Genomic DNA, 16,953 nt, shown 5'->3' on the forward strand with positions numbered 1-16,953 from the left:
TAGGGAGGAGATAAAATTGGATAGAGAAAGAGTGAAAGAAATACTGGCATCTAAAGGAGTTATAGAGGTAAGTTATAAAAATGATCCAGTTTGGCTTGAGGCTATAAGCACAGATAGGGATGGAAAAATACAAGTTAAGTCTTTATCTACAAATAAGCATTTCAATGTGGACATTAAAGACTTAAAGGAGTAGTGTTATAAAACATAATTAATTAAGGGAAGTCAAGATGGCTTCCCTTAAATATTATATTTTATAATGTAAAGAAACTAAAAAGTTTTAATTTTTTTTTAGTCTTATATTTACTGGACCGATGTGCCAAATTTCTTTTGCGTAATTTTTTATTGTATTATCACTTGAAAAGTCCCCCGAATGTGCAATATTAATTGCAGACATTTCAAGCCATTTACTTTTATCACTATAAAGAGAATTTATTTTATCTTGAGCCTCTACGTAATCACTAAAATCCTTTAATACAAAGAATTCATCATTGTTAGCTAGTAGGTACTTATATATATCCTCAAATTCTGATTTTGGAACACCTAGAGAACCATTTATTAGACCATCGACTATTCTTTTTAGTCTAGCATCGCTGTTATAAAAATCAACAGCTCTATAGTTTTTATTTTTTTCATATTCAATTACTTCATCTTTTTTCATGCCGAATATTACTATATTGTCATCTCCAACCTTTTCATGAATCTCAACATTTGCACCATCTAAGGTAGCTATTGTTATTGCTCCATTCATCATAAACTTCATGTTTCCAGTTCCAGAGGCTTCTTTTGTGGTAGTTGAAATCTGTTCGCTTACGTCAGCACATGGTATTATCTTTTCTGCAAGGGAAACGGAGTAATTTTCTAAAAATAAAACCTTAAGCTTTTCATTTACTGAGCTGTCATTGTTTATAATATCAGCTACTGTATTTATTAGTTTTATGGTACGCTTAGCTAGGTAATATCCTGGAGCTGCCTTTGCTCCGAAGAAAAAAGTTCTTGGAACTATATTAAGATTAGGATTTTCTTTCAGTTTGTAATATAAATTTAATATATTAAACACATTTAAAAGCTGCCTTTTATAAGCATGGAGTCTTTTAACCTGAACATCAAATATTGAATTTGGATCTACTGAAATATTGTATTTTCTTTGTATCATTTCTGTAAATTTAAGCTTGTTTTTTTGCTTAATATCATGAAGCTTCTCTTTAAAGCTTTCATCCTTTGCAAATTTAAGTAAATCTATGAGTCTTTCTGGTGAGTATATCCACTTATCACCAATGGTATTAGTAATTAAAGAGGCTAAATTAGGATTTGATTTTATAAGCCATCTTCTGTGGGTTATTCCATTTGTTTTGTTGTTAAATTTTTTAGGATAAAATTCAAAAAAGTTATGAAGTTCTCTAGTCTTTAATATTTCAGTATGCAGTTTTGCAACACCATTAACGGAGTGACTTCCAACTATGGCAAGGTAAGCCATGTTTATAAATCCGTCTGATACAATTGCCATTTTATGAACTTTTTCTAAATCATTATATTTTTCATAAACCTCTTTGCAAAATCTTTCGTTAATTTCTGAAACAATCATAAAAATTCTAGGAAGAAGTTTTTTAAATAGTTCTATAGGCCATTTTTCAAGGGCTTCAGCTAATATTGTATGGTTTGTATATGCCATAACCCTTGTGGTTATACTCCAAGCGTCATCCCAAGATAATAATTCTTCATCCATAAGGATTCTCATAAATTCAGCAATTGCAACAGAAGGGTGTGTATCATTTATGTGTACTTGCACATATTTATATATTTCTCTCATTGGGCGTCCTGTTTTCTTATAGCTTCTAACTATGCTCTTAAGTCCAGCACATACAAAGAAATACTGCTGCTTTAATCTTAAGATTTTACCATCTATTCGTGTATCATCAGGATAAAGAACTTGAGATATGGATTCTATAGAATACTTATGTTCTACAGCTTTTGAATATTGTCCTTTGCTAAAAGAGTCTAAGTCAAAATCCTTATCAATAGTCTCAGCACTCCAAAGTCTCATGGTGTTAACAGTATTATTTTTATATCCTATTATAGGAGTGTCATAAGGAACAGCCAAAACTGGTTCATAATTTTTGTGCTCAAAATAAAGTCTTCCGTCCTTTTCATTCATGGTAACTTCTCCACCAAATTTTACTATGACAGCTTTATCCTCTCGCCTAACCTCCCATACATTTCCGTCTCTTAGCCAATTATCAGGTATTTCAACTTGATATCCATTTACTATTTTTTGCTCAAAAAGACCGTAGCCATATCTTATACCGCAGCCATGTCCTGGAATTCCAAGAGATGCCATAGAGTCTAAAAAGCAGGCAGCTAATCTTCCAAGCCCACCGTTTCCAAGACCAGCATCGTTTTCAAGCTCTTCAAGTTCATCAAGGCTTATATTCAGCTCGTAAAGCCCTTCCTTGCATATATCGTATATGCCTAGGTTTAAAATATTGCTCCCAAGTAGACGGCCTATTAAAAATTCCATTGAAAAATAGTAAATTTGTTTTCTTGCTTGTCTTGAGTACTGATTATTTGTGTTCATCCATCCTTGAGAGGCATACTCTTTTATAAGACTTCCAAGTGCAAGGTATTGGTGAAGCTTTGATGATGTATCTATATCCTCTGCATAGAGTGTCATAAGTTTCTTTTTAAAATCATTTTTAAAGGTTTTTTTATCCACGAACATTTGAGGTCCTCCTAATTTTAGTATTTGTTTATAGTTACCACTTTGTACAAAAATTATGATTTTATATTACAGCTTGGAAAAAAATTAGTCAATAGTAAAATATTTGAAATGGCAACATTACAATTATATTATTTTTAGTATAATGAATATGCTATTAGTCTTTTAATAAAAAAGTTATTAATATAGAATAGTATTAGGCAGGTGAATTTATATGAAAATAGCTTTAGGGCAAATTGATGTTTTCTTTGAAGATAAAGAAAGAACAAAAGAAAAATGCTTAAATTTCATGAAAAAGGCAGCAGATAAGAAAGCAGATTTAATCATATTTCCGGAAATGACACTTACAGGGTTTTCCATGAAGGTAGACAAAATTGGTGAAAATAAATTTGAAACCTTAGAGTGGTTTAAAGAAAAGTCTAAGGAATTTAACATTTACTCTGGTTTTGGATTTGTTGAGGGTACTAAAAAAGGAAAAAATAACTTTTCTATATGCTCTCCTTTAGGTGAGGAAATCTTAAGATATACAAAGCTTCATCCATTTTCATATGGAAATGAGGATAAATACTTTTATAAAGGAAATGAAATTGTGTATTGTAAAATTGGGGATTTTAATATTTCCACTTTTATATGCTATGATTTAAGGTTTCCAGAAATTTTTCAAAAAGCTAGTAAAGAATCAGAATGCATATTGATAATTGCAAATTGGCCAAAGGTAAGAAGAGAGCAGTGGATTGCACTTATTAAGGCTAGAGCAATTGAGACTCAGAGCTACATTGCAGCTGTTAACAGAGTAGGAGAAGGTGACGGTTTATACTATTCAGGTGATTCAATGGTTGTAAATCCATATGGAGAAATAACTGCTTTTAAAAGTGAAAAAGAGGAGCTTTTGATATGTGACATTAACATAAATGAAGTTAAAAAATGCAGAGAAGAATTCAGGTTTAAAGAAGATAGAAGAGAGGAGTTTTATTGTAAACTTTTTATGAAAAAGTAGCTCTCTTGCTATTTTAAAATGGTATATCTTAGAATTATATGATAACATTATATTAGGTCATACGTCCGAATTGTTTTCGATGTATAATTTTGGGAGGTATCAGTATGTGGACTTATTCTGAATATATAATATTTTTTGGAATTTATTCTTTTATAGGATGGGTACTTGAAACTATCTTTGCAAGTGTTAATGATAAAAAAATAGTAAACAGAGGATTTTTAACAGGATTTTTTTGCCCTATATACGGTTTCGGGGCTATTTTAACTGTTCAATGTTCTAGAATGGTAGGTCTATCTTTTAAAAATCCTATAATTTCTTTAATTTCAAGTGTTATATTTTCTATTTTTTTAGTTACATTTTTGGAGTATGTAACAGGGTTTATTTTAGAGGCTATTTTTAACTGCAAGTGGTGGGATTACAGCAATGATGCAGCAAACATTCATGGATATATTTGTCTTAAGTATTCTCTTTTATGGGGGATGCTGGCCTTTTTGTTAGTGCAAACTATACATCCTTTGATTTCTAAAATGGTTTTTAATATATCAGCAACTACAAAAGAGAAGGTTTCAATTTTTCTACTAGTATATTTCATGATTGATACTATAAAATCCGTAATAGATGCCCTTAATTTAAGACAGGCAATTATGGAGTATTCTAATTTTTCAATTAACAAATATCGTGAAAGAATACTAAAATATAAAAGGCTAATTATTGCATTTCCGCGCTTAATTATTTTAAATCGTGATATAAGGAGAATTGTAAATGATAGGTTCTATAAAATTAAACTTGAAATCAAAAGCAAAATACAAGAGCTCTTTTGAAGAATTTAAAGAATGTATTTTTGATCTTCTTAAAGAGGATATTGTGCTTTCAATGGATAAATTTATTCAACATAGCAATGTCACTTGTCTTGATCACTGCATTTATGTTTCATATATAAGTTATTCCATATGTAAAAGGTTTGGGCTAGATTATTGTTCTGCTGCAAGAGGGGCACTACTGCACGACTTCTTTTTATATGATTGGCATAAGACAAAGTCTAAGGATGGGCTTCACGGTTTTACGCACCCTTACACAGCACTTAGGAATGCAAATAATTTTTTTGAGCTTAATTCTAAGGAGCAGGACATTATAGTTAAGCATATGTGGCCATTAACTTTAAAATTACCTAAATATAAAGAGAGTCTTGTTGTTATATTTGCAGACAAATACTGTGCAATTTTGGAGATTTTAAAGCTTGGAAGTAGAGAGAAAATATGTAGAGAGGTGAGAAAGTTTTCTTAAAGTTTAGCTTTAAAGAAGATGAGAATTATGAATGAGTGCAAGAGTAAAGGTAAAAATCAAGCTAAAAGAATATTAGATGCAGCTCTTAACTGTATATCTATGAAGGGATATGCTAATGTGTCTATGAGAGATATTGCAGATGAAGCAGGGGTTGTTTTAAGTCAGCTAAGTTACTATTATAGAAATAAAGAGGGTATATTTAAAGAAATAACTAAAAGAATCACAGAAAAATATCTTTATGAAATTGATAATATTTTAAAGAGAGGTAAATGTGAAGAAGAGAAAATATCCTCACTTATAAAATATTTTCAAGAAACTTTAAAAAATAACCCTAATAGGTTTAAGATTCTTTTTGATTTGACAAGCATGTCTATTTTCTCAAAGCCTATAAAAAATCTTTTAAACAGCTTTTATGATAAGGCATCGGAAATTGTACAAAATAATGTTATGAATGATCTTATAGCTAAGGAAAGATTTAAAAACTATTCTCCAAAAGTTCTCTCAAAAATGCTTCTTGGAACTCTCTATGGAGTATCTGCACAGTTTGTTATGAGTGATAAAGATGAGAACGTACCTGATAATATATTTGAAGAGCTTAGAATGATGTTTAGGTAAATATAAAAGGTTTAGAAAAGTATAAAAGTATATTTTTCTAAACCTCTTTATTTTAGGCCTTTAAATTTTTAGTATTGGATCTAGAACTATAATCTCTAAGCCATATTCTTATACTTTCAGTTAATATTATTACTATCATTATTATTAATATAAAGGACATTACTGTTAAAAGAATTTTATGCTGAGGAATGTAGGTTATTATGTTTTCAATTGCAGCTAAAACAGTGTTCACACCTACAAAGGCCATTGGAATTATGGTTATTGGAATATACTTTTTCTTTCCCATTTTTAAAAGTACTGAGGTACCTACAGCAAAGGCTATAGTTGCAAGCATTTGGTTTGCAGTACCAAACAGAGGCCATATGGTGGATATGTTCCCTGTGTAAAGTAGATAACCCCATGCAAAGGACATAATGCCACTGAATAGTATTACATTAAACCAGGAATTTTTATTAGAAAAAGGTTTATACAGCTTTCCTAATAAATCTTGAATCAGGTATCTTCCTATTCTTGTACCAGAATCTATGGTTGTAAGTATGAATAAGGCTTCAAACATTATGCAAAAGTGATACCAATAAGACATAAGCGATTTTAAATAAGGAATTTTATAAAATACGTAGGACATTCCAACGGCTAAAGATACTGAACCGCCAGTTCTTCCAGCAAGTTTTTCTCCAACTAAATGAGAAAGCATAGGAAGTTCCTTTGGAATCATGTGAAGCTTTGCAAATAGTGCTGGTGCTGAATTTATTGCGAAGTAGTCTGAAGTTGGAAGAACAGTTGCAGCAATAAGAGCCATAAGAGCTATGAAAGACTCTATAACCATTGATCCGTAGCCTATTGGAAGAATGTCTCTTTCATTTTTAATAAGTTTAGGAGTTGTACCTGTGCTTATAAGAGCATGAAAGCCTGAAAGTGCACCACAGGCTATTGTTATAAATAAGAAAGGAAATACCTTTCCAGGAATAATAGGGCCTCCTCCTGATACGAATTTTGTTACAGCAGGCATTTGAATAGTTGGTCTTACAAAGATTATTCCAACAACAAGGGCTCCTATAACTCCGAGTTTCATATATGTGCTTAAATAATCCCTTGGTAAAAGGAGAAGCCATACAGGAAGTACAGCGGCTAAAAATCCGTATAAAGCTAATATAAGTGAAAGCTGCTTTGAGTTAAAAGTAAGTAAATTCCCTAAAAATGTGTGTTGAATTGATGGTCCCAAATAAACTCCCAGCAATATCAATGCCATTCCAATTATTGTTGCCTCTAAAATCTTACCTGGGCGAAGGAATTTTAAATATATTCCTACTAAGAAGGCAACGGGAATTGTAAAGCCGACTGTAAACGTTCCCCAAGGACTGTTGAAAAGTGAATTAACAATGGGGAGCCCAAGTCCAGCCATAGTTATTATAAGTATAAATATTACTGAGATAGAAGTTATAAATCCCATTTTTTCTCCAAGAACATCCTTTGCTATTTCAGCTATGGATTGTCCGTCATGTCTTACAGAGGAGAATAAAAGAATCATGTCGTGAACGCCGCCTGCAAGAACACCACCAAGGAGTATCCAAAGTGTTCCAGGAAGATAACCAAACTGTGCTGCTAGTACAGGACCTATAAGAGGACCAGCACCTGCAATTGCTGCAAAATGGTGACCTAAAAGTACCCATTTATTTGTAGGTACATAATCACGTCCATCATTATGAGTTTCAGATGGAACCGTTCTTGTTTCATCTAAGACTAAAACCTTAGCAGCTATAAAATAACCATAAACCCTATAACCTATAATAAGTACTAAAGCTGCTATAATTACGAGAACTATAGAATTCATAAAAAATCCCCCTTCACTAGTTTATATTGCTATAGTACAACTTATATTTTGGAAAAAAAACACAATAAACCTAAATATACAAAAATTCTTTGTAAAATGCAAAAAATAGCACTTGAATGGCATAAAATATTGCAATAATATAAATATGTACATAAATTAAAGTACATAAGGACTTATAAAGTAAAAAATTCAAAGAAACATGATATACTAAAAATATATACGAAGGAATGCCTACATTAATAATATATGAGAAAACTTTCGAATTCAAAACAATGAAATTAGCACTTGTAGTTTTATAAGGGGTACGGCTTAAACTTAAATATAAACGTAAGATAAAGAGCTTAAATAGAAAGCTTTGATAATACAGAAAACTAGTTTTAAGATACCAATTTTGGGAGCGAGGCATGATGAATGAAAATAAAGTGCATTTTAATAGAAGATGAAATTTCTAATGAGAAAGAGTTATATTTTATATTAAGAAGATATGATGATATTGAAATAGTAGGTATGGTACAAAATACTGATGAAGGAATAGATCTTGTTAAGAAGTTAAGACCGCAGGCTGTATTTTTAGATATAAATGTTCCAAACTTTAATGGAATAAAACTAGCTGAGGAAATAAAAGATGTGGACAGTACTATTGCGGTTATTTTTGTAACTGCTTATGATAAATATGCTGTAGCTGCTTTTGAGATTAAGGCACTTGATTACATATTAAAACCTTTTAGTATAGCTAGAATTGAAAAGGCTGTAGAAAGGCTTAAGGAATATATTAATGTTAACAAATCCATGAAGGAGAAGTTATTTGAGTTAATATGTGAATTTAATAACATGGAAAGAAAATATATTATTAATAAGATACCATGTGAAAATAAAGGAAAAATTGTACTTGTGGATGTAAATGATATATATTTTTTCTATATTAAATCAGAGAAAACATATGTTAAACTAAATGATATTATATATGTTACAAGCAGTACATTAAATGATATGGAAAAGAAAACAGGATTTTTTAGAGCTCACAGAAGTTATCTTGTGAATTTAAACAAAATATTTGAAATTTACTCTTGGTTTAATGGTACCTATAAGCTTATTATGAGTGATTATAGAAAATCAGAAATTCCTGTAAGCAGGGGAAACGTTAGAAAACTTAAAGAGATTATAAATATATAAAGGAGAGAGGGCATTGAAACCACTAGCAGATAGAATAAGGCCAGAAAATTTTAATGAGGTTTTTGGTCAGAAGCACATAATTGGTGAAGGAAAGATATTAGATAGAATTTTAAAAAGCAGTTTGGTGCCAAACATGATATTTTACGGACCACCTGGTACAGGTAAAACAACAGTAGCCAATATAATAGCTAAAAAGACAAATAAGGCTTTTTATAAATTAAATGCTACCACAGCGTCAGTAAAGGATGTTAGAGAGATTACAGACAGCACAAATACGCTTATGGGGAGAAATGGTGTGCTTTTATATTTAGACGAGATACAAAACTTCAATAAAAAGCAGCAGCAGTCCCTTTTAGAGTTTATGGAAAACGGTAGTATTACTCTAATTGCAAGCACAACTGAAAATCCATATTTTTATGTGTATAATGCAATCTTAAGTCGTTCTACAATATTTGAGTTTAAACCTTTAGAGAGCGATGAATTAATGAAAGCAGTTAATAGAGCAGTGGAGTTAATAAAAGATGAACTTAAAACTACAGAAATAATAATCACAGAAGATGCTAAAAAGTACGCTGTAGGGGTTAGTTCGGGAGACGTTAGAAAAACCTTGAATTCTATTGAAATAGCAGTTTATTCTACAAAACCAAATGAAGAGGGAAATATATTTATAGACTTAGAAACCATGAAGGAATGCACTCAAAAAAATGTATTGAATTTTGATAAAGATGGTGATAATCACTATGATATTTTAAGTGCATTTCAAAAATCTATAAGAGGAAGTGATGCTGATGCGGCAGTTCTTTATCTTGCTATGCTTATAAAAGGTGGAGACTTAAAATCAATATGCAGAAGGCTTCTTGTAATAGCAGCAGAGGACATAGGACTTGCATATCCACAAGCAATATCTATAGTGAAAGCTTGTACGGATTCTGCTTTAGAATTAGGATTTCCTGAAGCTAGAATTCCACTGGCAGAGGCAGTTATACTTCTTGCAACCTCTCCTAAATCAAATTCTGCAATTACGGCAGTTGATAGTGCTTTAAGGGATCTTGATACTATAAATGTTGGAAGTATCCCTGATTATTTAAGAGATGGGCATTACGAAGGTGCTAAAAAGCTTGGAAGAATGCAGGACTATAAGTATCCTCACAGCTATGAGAACAACTATGTGAAGCAAAAATATCTTCCTTCAAATTTAGAAAATAGAAGATACTACGAGTACGGAAAAAACAAAATAGAGGAGAAGTGCAGAGAATATTGGGAGAGGATAAAATACTAATGGAAAGCTCTAATAATAAAATAAAGCTGTCTGTAAGAAATTTAGTGGAATTTGTTTTAAGGTGTGGTGATTTAGATAACAGATTCTCAGGTGGCAGTAGTAGAGCCGTGGAAGGTACACGTGCACATACAAAGCTTCAGAAACAGAGTAAGAAGTTAGCTAAAGAGAAGGAAAACTACATTTATAATTCAGAGGTTTTTTTGAAATATGAAACTGAGTTAGAAGATGTTGATTTTATAATAGAGGGAAGAGCCGATGAGATTTTTATAGATAATTATTGTGTAACTATAAACGAAATAAAAAGTACAGGAAGACCTCTGGAATTTATAGATGAAAATTTTAATATAATACATTGGGCGCAGGTTAAGTGTTATGGCTATATTTATGCAGAGCAGAATAATATTGAAAATCTCAATATAAGTCTTACATATTTTAATATAGATACTGAAGAAATTAAAGTTTTGACAAAAGAGGTATCCTTTGAGTATCTTAAAAAGGAATTTTTTGAATATCTTCAGAAGTACGTATATTGGGCGAAGATGGCTATTGATTGGCAAATAGTTAGAGACATATCAATAGGACAATGCGATTTCCCTTTTAAGGAGTATAGAAAAGGCCAAAGAAAGTTAGCTGTATATGTTTATAAGACTATAAAGGAAAAGAAAAAGCTATTTGTAAAAGCCCCTACGGGTATAGGAAAGACTATTTCTACACTTTTTCCAGCAGTGAAAGCATTTAAAGAAGGGGAAATTGAAAAAATATTTTATTTGACTGCAAAGGGGACTACGGCATTATCTGCATTATCGGCGGTTGAGCTTCTAAATAAAAAGGGGCTTAGGTTAAAAACATTAATTTTGACTTCAAAGGAAAAGATATGTTTCAATGAAGAAACAAATTGCAATCCTGAGGAATGTATTTATGCAAAGGGTCATTATGATAGAGTAAATGATGCTATTAAGGATTTACTTAAAAATGAGGATATCTACAATAGAGAGATAATAGAGGAGTATGCTAAGAAGTACAATGTATGTCCGTTTGAATTATCTCTTGATATGTCTTTGTGGTGCGATTTAGTAATATGCGATTATAATTATGTGTTTGACCCTTCAGTGTATTTGAAGAGATTTTTTTCAGATGCAAAGGGAGGATATGTGTTTTTAGTGGATGAGGCTCACAACCTTCCTGACAGAGCAAGGGATATGTATTCTTCAGAGCTTTATAAGAGCAAAGTGATGTTTTTGAAAAAAAATTTATCTAAAAAGGACTACATCTATAAAACCATAAACAATATAAATTCTTTTTTTATAAATCTAAAGAAATTAAGTGAGGATAAGGGATATATAATTGATGAAGATGATAACTACGAAGAAGCAGCTAAAGTAATTTATAAATTTCTAAACAAGTGTGAAAAATGGATTCTTGAAAATAAGGAACATAAGATTTATAAAGAAATGCAGGAATTTTATTTGGATGCTTTCAAATTTATAAAGACATATGAATTGTATTCGGATAATTATATTTTTTATGGTGAAAAAATATCTTCTGATTTTAAGATAAAGCTATTTTGTTTAGACCCATCTAAGTTTATTGAGGAAACTGTTAAGAAGGGTATAAGTGCAGTATTTTTTTCTGCAACCTTAAGCCCTATGAATTATTTTAAAGAAATATTAGGAGCAGAAGAAGGGGACTATAATGCTACCTTTGCCTCTCCTTTTTCAGAGGACAATAGATGCATATTTATTGCTAAAAATATTTCAACTAAGTATGCTAAAAGAGAACAAAATTATGATGCAGTAGTTCAGTATATAAGAAGTTTTGTGCTTCAGAAAAAAGGAAATTACATGATATTCTTTCCATCATATAAATATATGAATAATATTTACGATAGGTTTAGTGCAGGTGAGGATTATGAGGTTATACTTCAAAAAAGCAGCATGGATGAAACTGAAAAGAATGATTTTTTAGCTGCATTTAACGATGAAAGCGAAAAGGGAACTATAGGTTTTTGTGTTCTTGGGGGTGTATTTTCAGAGGGTATTGATCTTAAGGGAGAAAGATTAATAGGAGCAGTTATAGTAGGGGTAGGTCTTCCTATGATTTGTTTAGAAAGAGATATGATAAAGAAATATTTTGACAATAGGAATAACCTAGGGTATGAATATTCATATATGTATCCAGGAATGAATAAAGTACTTCAAGCAGCAGGAAGGGTAATACGCTCGGAAAGTGATAAAGGAGCCATCATGCTTTTGGATGAAAGATTTGCGAAGTATTCTTATAAGAAGCTTATGCCTTCTGAATGGGAAAATGCCATATACAGCAGTGGAAATTTAGAAATTGAAAAAAAACTAGAAATATTTTGGGCAGATTGGTAAAAATGCAAGTTTTCTATTGAAAAAATTCACTTTATCATTATAATATTTAATAACGGTATTTTTAAAAAAATATATAATTTATACTGCGATTTGTTGAAAGTTTTGTTTTTTTTGCAATATAAAGTTAATAATGATAGAATTGGGGGCTAAGATATGACAAGAAATATTGGATATCCTGAAAAGCAGGGGCTATATGATCCAGCTTTTGAAAAGGATAATTGTGGAATTGGCTTTATTACCAGCATAAAAGGTGAAAAAAGTCATGACATAGTAAAAAAAGGTATAGAAATTCTCGTTAACTTAACGCATAGAGGGGCTGTTGGCGCAGATACAAAAACTGGTGATGGAGCAGGAATAATGCTGCAAATTCCAGATGAATTTTTCAGAATTAACTGTGATAATCTTGGTATTGAACTTCCTGAAAGTGGTAAATATGCTGTTGGAATGATTTTTCTGCCTAAAGAAACAGCATTATCATATCAATGTGAAGGTATACTTGAAAGAGCAGTAGAAGAACAGGGGCAGAAGGTTTTAGGATGGAGAGTTGTTCCTAGAGATAACAGGTCTATTGGGGAAACAGCAAAGGGCAGTGAGCCTGTTATAAAGCAGATATTTATAGGAAGCAATTGTGAAAACCAAACTGATTTTGAAAGAAATCTCTATATAATAAGAAAAAGAGCTGAAAGTGAAGTTAAAAGACTAGTAGAAAGAGGATCGGAGTACTTTTATATATGCAGTCTTTCAAGTAGAACTATAGTGTACAAGGGACTTTTGCTTGCAGATCAAATAAAAAGCTTTTATATGGATTTAAACGATATAAATTTCAAGAGTGCTATTGCTTTGGTTCATCAAAGATATAGTACTAATACTTTTCCTACTTGGGATTTAGCTCAACCATTTAGATTCTTAGCTCATAATGGAGAGATAAATACTATAAGAGGGAATAGAAATTGGATGAATGCACGTGAAGGTGTTTTAAAATCTGATGTTTTTGGAAAGAAAATATCTGATTTATTTCCTATAGTAAACCCAAAGGGAAGCGATTCAACTTCTTTGGATAATACATTTGAACTTTTAGTTGCTGACGGAAGGCCACTAGCACAGGCACTTATGATGCTTATTCCAGAGGCTTGGGAAAACAATGAAAGCATGGAGACATGGAAAAGGGCATTTTATGAGTATCAGGGAACTTTAATAGAGCCTTGGGATGGTCCAGCAGCAGTTGCATTTACAGATGGTCAGCAGGTTGGAGCTGTTCTAGATAGAAATGGACTTAGACCAGCAAGGTATCTTATAACTAAAAACAATATAGCTGTTTTGGCTTCAGAAGCTGGTGTTTTAAAATTTGAGCCTGAAGAAATAGCTTATAAAGGGAGACTTAAACCTGGAAAGATGTTCCTTATAGATACAAAAGAAGGAAGAATAATTGATGATGAAGAAATAAAAAAATCAATTTGTTTAGATAAAGAGTATGAAAAAATAGTAGAAAAGAATAAATTTACTTTAGATGATTTTGAAGCAACTGTTGGAGAAGAAGTAGTAAATGATGAAGTTTTGAAAGAAAAACAGCAGGCTTTTGGGTATACTCTTGAAGACTTAAGGGTAATACTTGGCCCTATGGCAGCTACTGGTAAAGAACCTTTGGGATCAATGGGAAATGACGCTCCTTTGGCCGTTCTTTCAAATAAATCACAACTGCTTTTTGCATACTTTAAGCAGCTGTTTGCTCAAGTAACTAATCCTCCTATAGACCCTATACGAGAGGAAATGGTTACATCTCTTGTGAATTATATAGGTTCTCAAGGAAACATATTGAATAAAGATACTGAAGCTGTTCCTTTTATAGAAATAAATTCTCCTATTTTGACAGATCTTGAAATGGAGAAGATTAAGAATCTTAGAAATAAGGATTTCAAGACAACTACAATACCTATTACATTTAAATATGATACAGGAATTGACGGATTTAAAGAAGCACTTGAGAAGATTTGTGAAAGAGCTTCTAAGAGAATAGAAGAGGGATTTAATGTAATTGTTCTAAGTGATAAGCACATAGATTCCTATGAGGCAGCTATACCTAGTTTACTTGCATTAAGTGCTGTTCAGCATCATTTAATAAAGGAAAAAACTCGTACAAAGGTATCTATTGTAGTTGAGACTGGAGAAGCAAGAGAAACTATGCATTTTGCACTGCTCGTTGGCTACGGTGCAACAGCAGTAAATCCTTACATTGCTTTTGAGTCAATTAGGCAAATTGTAAGGGAAAAGGATATTGAAGTAGAAAGTCAAGAAAAAGCTATAGAAAATTATATTTATGCTATAAATCATGGAATATTAAAGATATTATCTAAAATGGGAATATCCACACTTAGAAGCTATCATGGTGCTGAAATTTTTGAAGCAGTAGGACTTAGCAGTAAACTTGTAAGTGAATACTTTGAAGGAACACCATCTAGAATTGAAGGAATAGGCATAGATGAGGTAGCAAAAGAAGTATTAAATAGATATAAAAATGCTTTTAATAAAATAAGAAAACCAGTATCTGTTTTAAGCGTTGGAGGACAGTATTCTTGGAGAAAAAATGGTGAATATCATTTGTTCAATCCAGATACTATATATAGACTTCAGGTTTCAGCTAGAACTGGAAACTATAAAATGTTTAAAGAGTATTCTCATATTATAAACGATCAGGACAAGAATCTTTGCACTATAAGAGGCTTGTTTGAATTCAAAGACTTAAAACCTATACCACTTGAAGAGGTGGAGCCTGTAAATGAAATATTAAAAAGATTTTCATCAGGAGCTATGTCCTTTGGTTCAATCAGCAAGGAAGCTCATGAGACTATAGCTATAGCTATGAATAGAATAGGCGGAAAGAGCAACAGTGGTGAAGGCGGAGAGGATAATGAAAGATACAAGGCTGATGCTAACGGCGATTTAAGAAGAAGTGCAATAAAGCAGATAGCTTCTGCTAGATTTGGAGTAACAGCAGAGTATTTAGTAAATGCTGATGAGCTTCAAATAAAAATGGCTCAGGGAGCAAAGCCTGGTGAAGGAGGACAACTCCCAGGAAGAAAGGTAGATGTCAATATAGCTAAGGTAAGACATTCTACACCAGGAATAGACCTTATTTCTCCACCACCGCATCATGATATATACTCTATTGAGGATTTAGCTCAACTTATATTTGATTTAAAATGTGTGAACCCTTCATCAAGAATAAGCGTAAAGCTTGTTTCTGAAGTTGGAGTTGGAACTGTAGCAGCGGGTGTTGCTAAGGCACATGCAGATTCAATACTTATAAGTGGTCATGATGGAGGTACAGGTGCATCACCTATATCATCAATAAAACATGCTGGAATTCCATGGGAGCTTGGATTATCAGAAGCACAGCAGGTACTGCTTTTAAATAATTTAAGAAGCAGAGTAGTTCTTCAAACAGATGGACAATTAAAAACAGGTAGAGATGTTGTAATAGCAGCTCTTCTTGGAGCAGAGGAATTTGTTTTTGCATCTACCATACTTGTATCCTTAGGATGTGTAATGCTTAGAAACTGCCATCTTAATACTTGTGAAATGGGAATAGCAACTCAAGACCCTGAACTTAGAAAAAGATTTAAAGGAAAACCTGAATATGTTATAAACTTCCTTACATTTATAGCACAGGAAGTAAGAGAGTACATGGCACAGCTTGGCTTTAGAACTATAAATGAAATGGTTGGAAGAGTTGATAAAATACAGGCAAAGAATGCTGTAAGTCACTGGAAGGCTAAAGGGATTGACCTTTCTAAAATATTATACAAGCCTGACATGCCAAAGAGAATAAAACCATATTGTACAGTAGCTCAAGAGCATGGTTTAGATAGAATAATGGACTACAAGTTAATTCAAATAGCAAAAGATGCTTTGAACTCTAAGAAAAGTGTGGTTGGAAACTTTGAAATTAAAAATGTAGATAGATCAGTGGGAGCTATGCTGAGTGGTAAAATTGCAAAGATATACGGAGAAAATGGACTTCCAGATGATACTATAAGATTTAATTTCTTTGGTTCAGCAGGTCAAAGCTTTGGAGCTTTTGGAATGAAGGGTATGACAATTGTGCTTGAAGGAGAAGCCAATGATTATGTTGGAAAGGGCTTATCAGGAGCCAAAATAGTAATAAAAACTCCTGAAAGAGCAAGTTATAAGCAGGAAGAAAATGTTATAGCTGGAAACACCATTTTATACGGAGCAACCAGTGGAAAACTATTCATAAATGGAATGGTTGGAGAACGTTTTGCTGTAAGAAATAGTGGAGCATATGCTGTTGCTGAAGGTACAGGAGACCACTGCTGTGAATATATGACTGGTGGAATTGCTGTGGTACTTGGAGAGACAGGAAGAAACTTTGGAGCTGGTATGAGTGGAGGTATGGCATTTATTCTTGATGAAAATGACACTTTTAATGATAAATGCAAAGCTGAAACTCTTGAAATTACTAGTGACTACGATGAGGAAGATGAAAAAGTTCTTCGTGGCTTAATTGAGGAGCACTACAATTACACTAATAGTGATAAAGCTAAAGTTATATTAGAAAATTGGGGCGAATATAAGACAAAAATAAAAAAGGTTATTCCAACAGCATATAAATTGATACTTGAAAAATCAAAACAAAAAGCTGCTGCAGTTAATATGTAAGGGGGCGGA

11 protein-coding genes are annotated in these 16,953 nt (G+C 32.2%); 9 read left to right on the forward strand and 2 right to left on the reverse strand.

All coding sequences use genetic code 11. From position 1 onward, the window contains the following. The first annotated feature begins 16 nt into the window (after positions 1 to 16). Positions 17 to 193: an H-type small acid-soluble spore protein gene (locus tag CA_RS08650; RefSeq protein WP_010964970.1), complete on the forward strand. Its 177-nt coding sequence runs from the start codon at positions 17 to 19 to the stop codon at positions 191 to 193. Positions 194 to 277: 84 nt separating this feature from the next. Here the strand turns inward: CA_RS08650 and CA_RS08655 are convergent, their stop codons facing one another. Next, positions 278 to 2,716, reverse strand: a complete 2,439-nt coding sequence (locus CA_RS08655; protein WP_010964971.1) for a glycogen/starch/alpha-glucan phosphorylase — start codon at positions 2,714 to 2,716, stop codon at positions 278 to 280. Positions 2,717 to 2,927: 211 nt separating this feature from the next. Between CA_RS08655 and CA_RS08660 the strand changes: the two genes are divergently transcribed. The 4 genes from CA_RS08660 (at position 2,928) to CA_RS08675 (ending at position 5,609) form a co-directional block, all read left to right on the forward strand. Next, positions 2,928 to 3,710, forward strand: a complete 783-nt coding sequence (locus tag CA_RS08660; RefSeq protein ID WP_010964972.1) for a nitrilase-related carbon-nitrogen hydrolase — start codon at positions 2,928 to 2,930, stop codon at positions 3,708 to 3,710. Between the two features lie 104 nt (positions 3,711 to 3,814). Further along, entirely contained in the window at positions 3,815 to 4,531 is a 717-nt protein-coding gene (locus CA_RS08665; protein WP_010964973.1) for a putative ABC transporter permease, read from the forward strand. Further along, positions 4,473 to 4,994, forward strand: a complete 522-nt coding sequence (locus CA_RS08670) for an HD domain-containing protein (RefSeq protein ID WP_010964974.1) — start codon at positions 4,473 to 4,475, stop codon at positions 4,992 to 4,994. The genes CA_RS08665 and CA_RS08670 overlap by 59 nt, the downstream gene beginning before the upstream one ends. A gap of 27 nt (positions 4,995 to 5,021) precedes the next feature. After that, positions 5,022 to 5,609: a TetR/AcrR family transcriptional regulator gene (locus CA_RS08675; RefSeq protein ID WP_010964975.1), complete on the forward strand. Its 588-nt coding sequence runs from the start codon at positions 5,022 to 5,024 to the stop codon at positions 5,607 to 5,609. A gap of 52 nt (positions 5,610 to 5,661) precedes the next feature. Here CA_RS08675 and CA_RS08680 read toward each other — a convergent pair whose 3' ends face one another. Further along, positions 5,662 to 7,440: a carbon starvation CstA family protein gene (locus CA_RS08680; RefSeq protein WP_010964976.1), complete on the reverse strand. Its 1,779-nt coding sequence runs from the start codon at positions 7,438 to 7,440 to the stop codon at positions 5,662 to 5,664. 411 nt (positions 7,441 to 7,851) lie between these two features. On the opposite strand from CA_RS08680, the gene CA_RS08685 reads away from it, so the two are divergent. From CA_RS08685 to gltB, 4 genes are all read left to right on the forward strand, one after another. Then, positions 7,852 to 8,613 (forward strand): LytR/AlgR family response regulator transcription factor, encoded by a 762-nt coding sequence (locus tag CA_RS08685; RefSeq protein WP_010964977.1) that lies wholly within the window; start codon positions 7,852 to 7,854, stop codon positions 8,611 to 8,613. A 13-nt stretch (positions 8,614 to 8,626) separates the two neighbouring features. After that, entirely contained in the window at positions 8,627 to 9,892 is a 1,266-nt protein-coding gene (locus CA_RS08690; RefSeq protein ID WP_010964978.1) for a replication-associated recombination protein A, read from the forward strand. Then, complete coding sequence (locus CA_RS08695; RefSeq protein ID WP_010964979.1) at positions 9,892 to 12,267, forward strand: ATP-dependent DNA helicase; 2,376 nt, start codon at positions 9,892 to 9,894, stop codon at positions 12,265 to 12,267. The genes CA_RS08690 and CA_RS08695 overlap by 1 nt, the downstream gene beginning before the upstream one ends. A 153-nt stretch (positions 12,268 to 12,420) precedes the next feature. Continuing rightward, on the forward strand, positions 12,421 to 16,944 hold the full coding sequence (gene gltB, locus CA_RS08700) for a glutamate synthase large subunit (RefSeq protein WP_010964980.1): 4,524 nt from the start codon (positions 12,421 to 12,423) through the stop codon (positions 16,942 to 16,944). The last annotated feature ends 9 nt before the right edge of the window (positions 16,945 to 16,953 follow it).

The organism is Clostridium acetobutylicum ATCC 824 (assembly GCF_000008765.1).
Lineage (GTDB): Bacteria > Bacillota > Clostridia > Clostridiales > Clostridiaceae > Clostridium_S > Clostridium_S acetobutylicum.

Bases quoted from the DNA above. Each gene is read 5' to 3' on its own strand.
- CA_RS08665 (WP_010964973.1), top strand. From the start codon at position 3,815: ATGTGGACTTATTCTGAATATATAATATTTTTTGGAATTTATTCTTTT.
- CA_RS08680 (WP_010964976.1), bottom strand. From the start codon at position 7,440: ATGAATTCTATAGTTCTCGTAATTATAGCAGCTTTAGTACTTATTATA.
- CA_RS08685 (WP_010964977.1), top strand. From the start codon at position 7,852: ATGAAAATAAAGTGCATTTTAATAGAAGATGAAATTTCTAATGAGAAA.
- gltB (WP_010964980.1), top strand. From the start codon at position 12,421: ATGACAAGAAATATTGGATATCCTGAAAAGCAGGGGCTATATGATCCA.
- CA_RS08660 (WP_010964972.1), top strand. From the start codon at position 2,928: ATGAAAATAGCTTTAGGGCAAATTGATGTTTTCTTTGAAGATAAAGAA.
- CA_RS08695 (WP_010964979.1), top strand. From the start codon at position 9,892: ATGGAAAGCTCTAATAATAAAATAAAGCTGTCTGTAAGAAATTTAGTG.
- CA_RS08655 (WP_010964971.1), bottom strand. From the start codon at position 2,716: ATGTTCGTGGATAAAAAAACCTTTAAAAATGATTTTAAAAAGAAACTT.
- CA_RS08670 (WP_010964974.1), top strand. From the start codon at position 4,473: ATGATAGGTTCTATAAAATTAAACTTGAAATCAAAAGCAAAATACAAG.
- CA_RS08675 (WP_010964975.1), top strand. From the start codon at position 5,022: ATGAATGAGTGCAAGAGTAAAGGTAAAAATCAAGCTAAAAGAATATTA.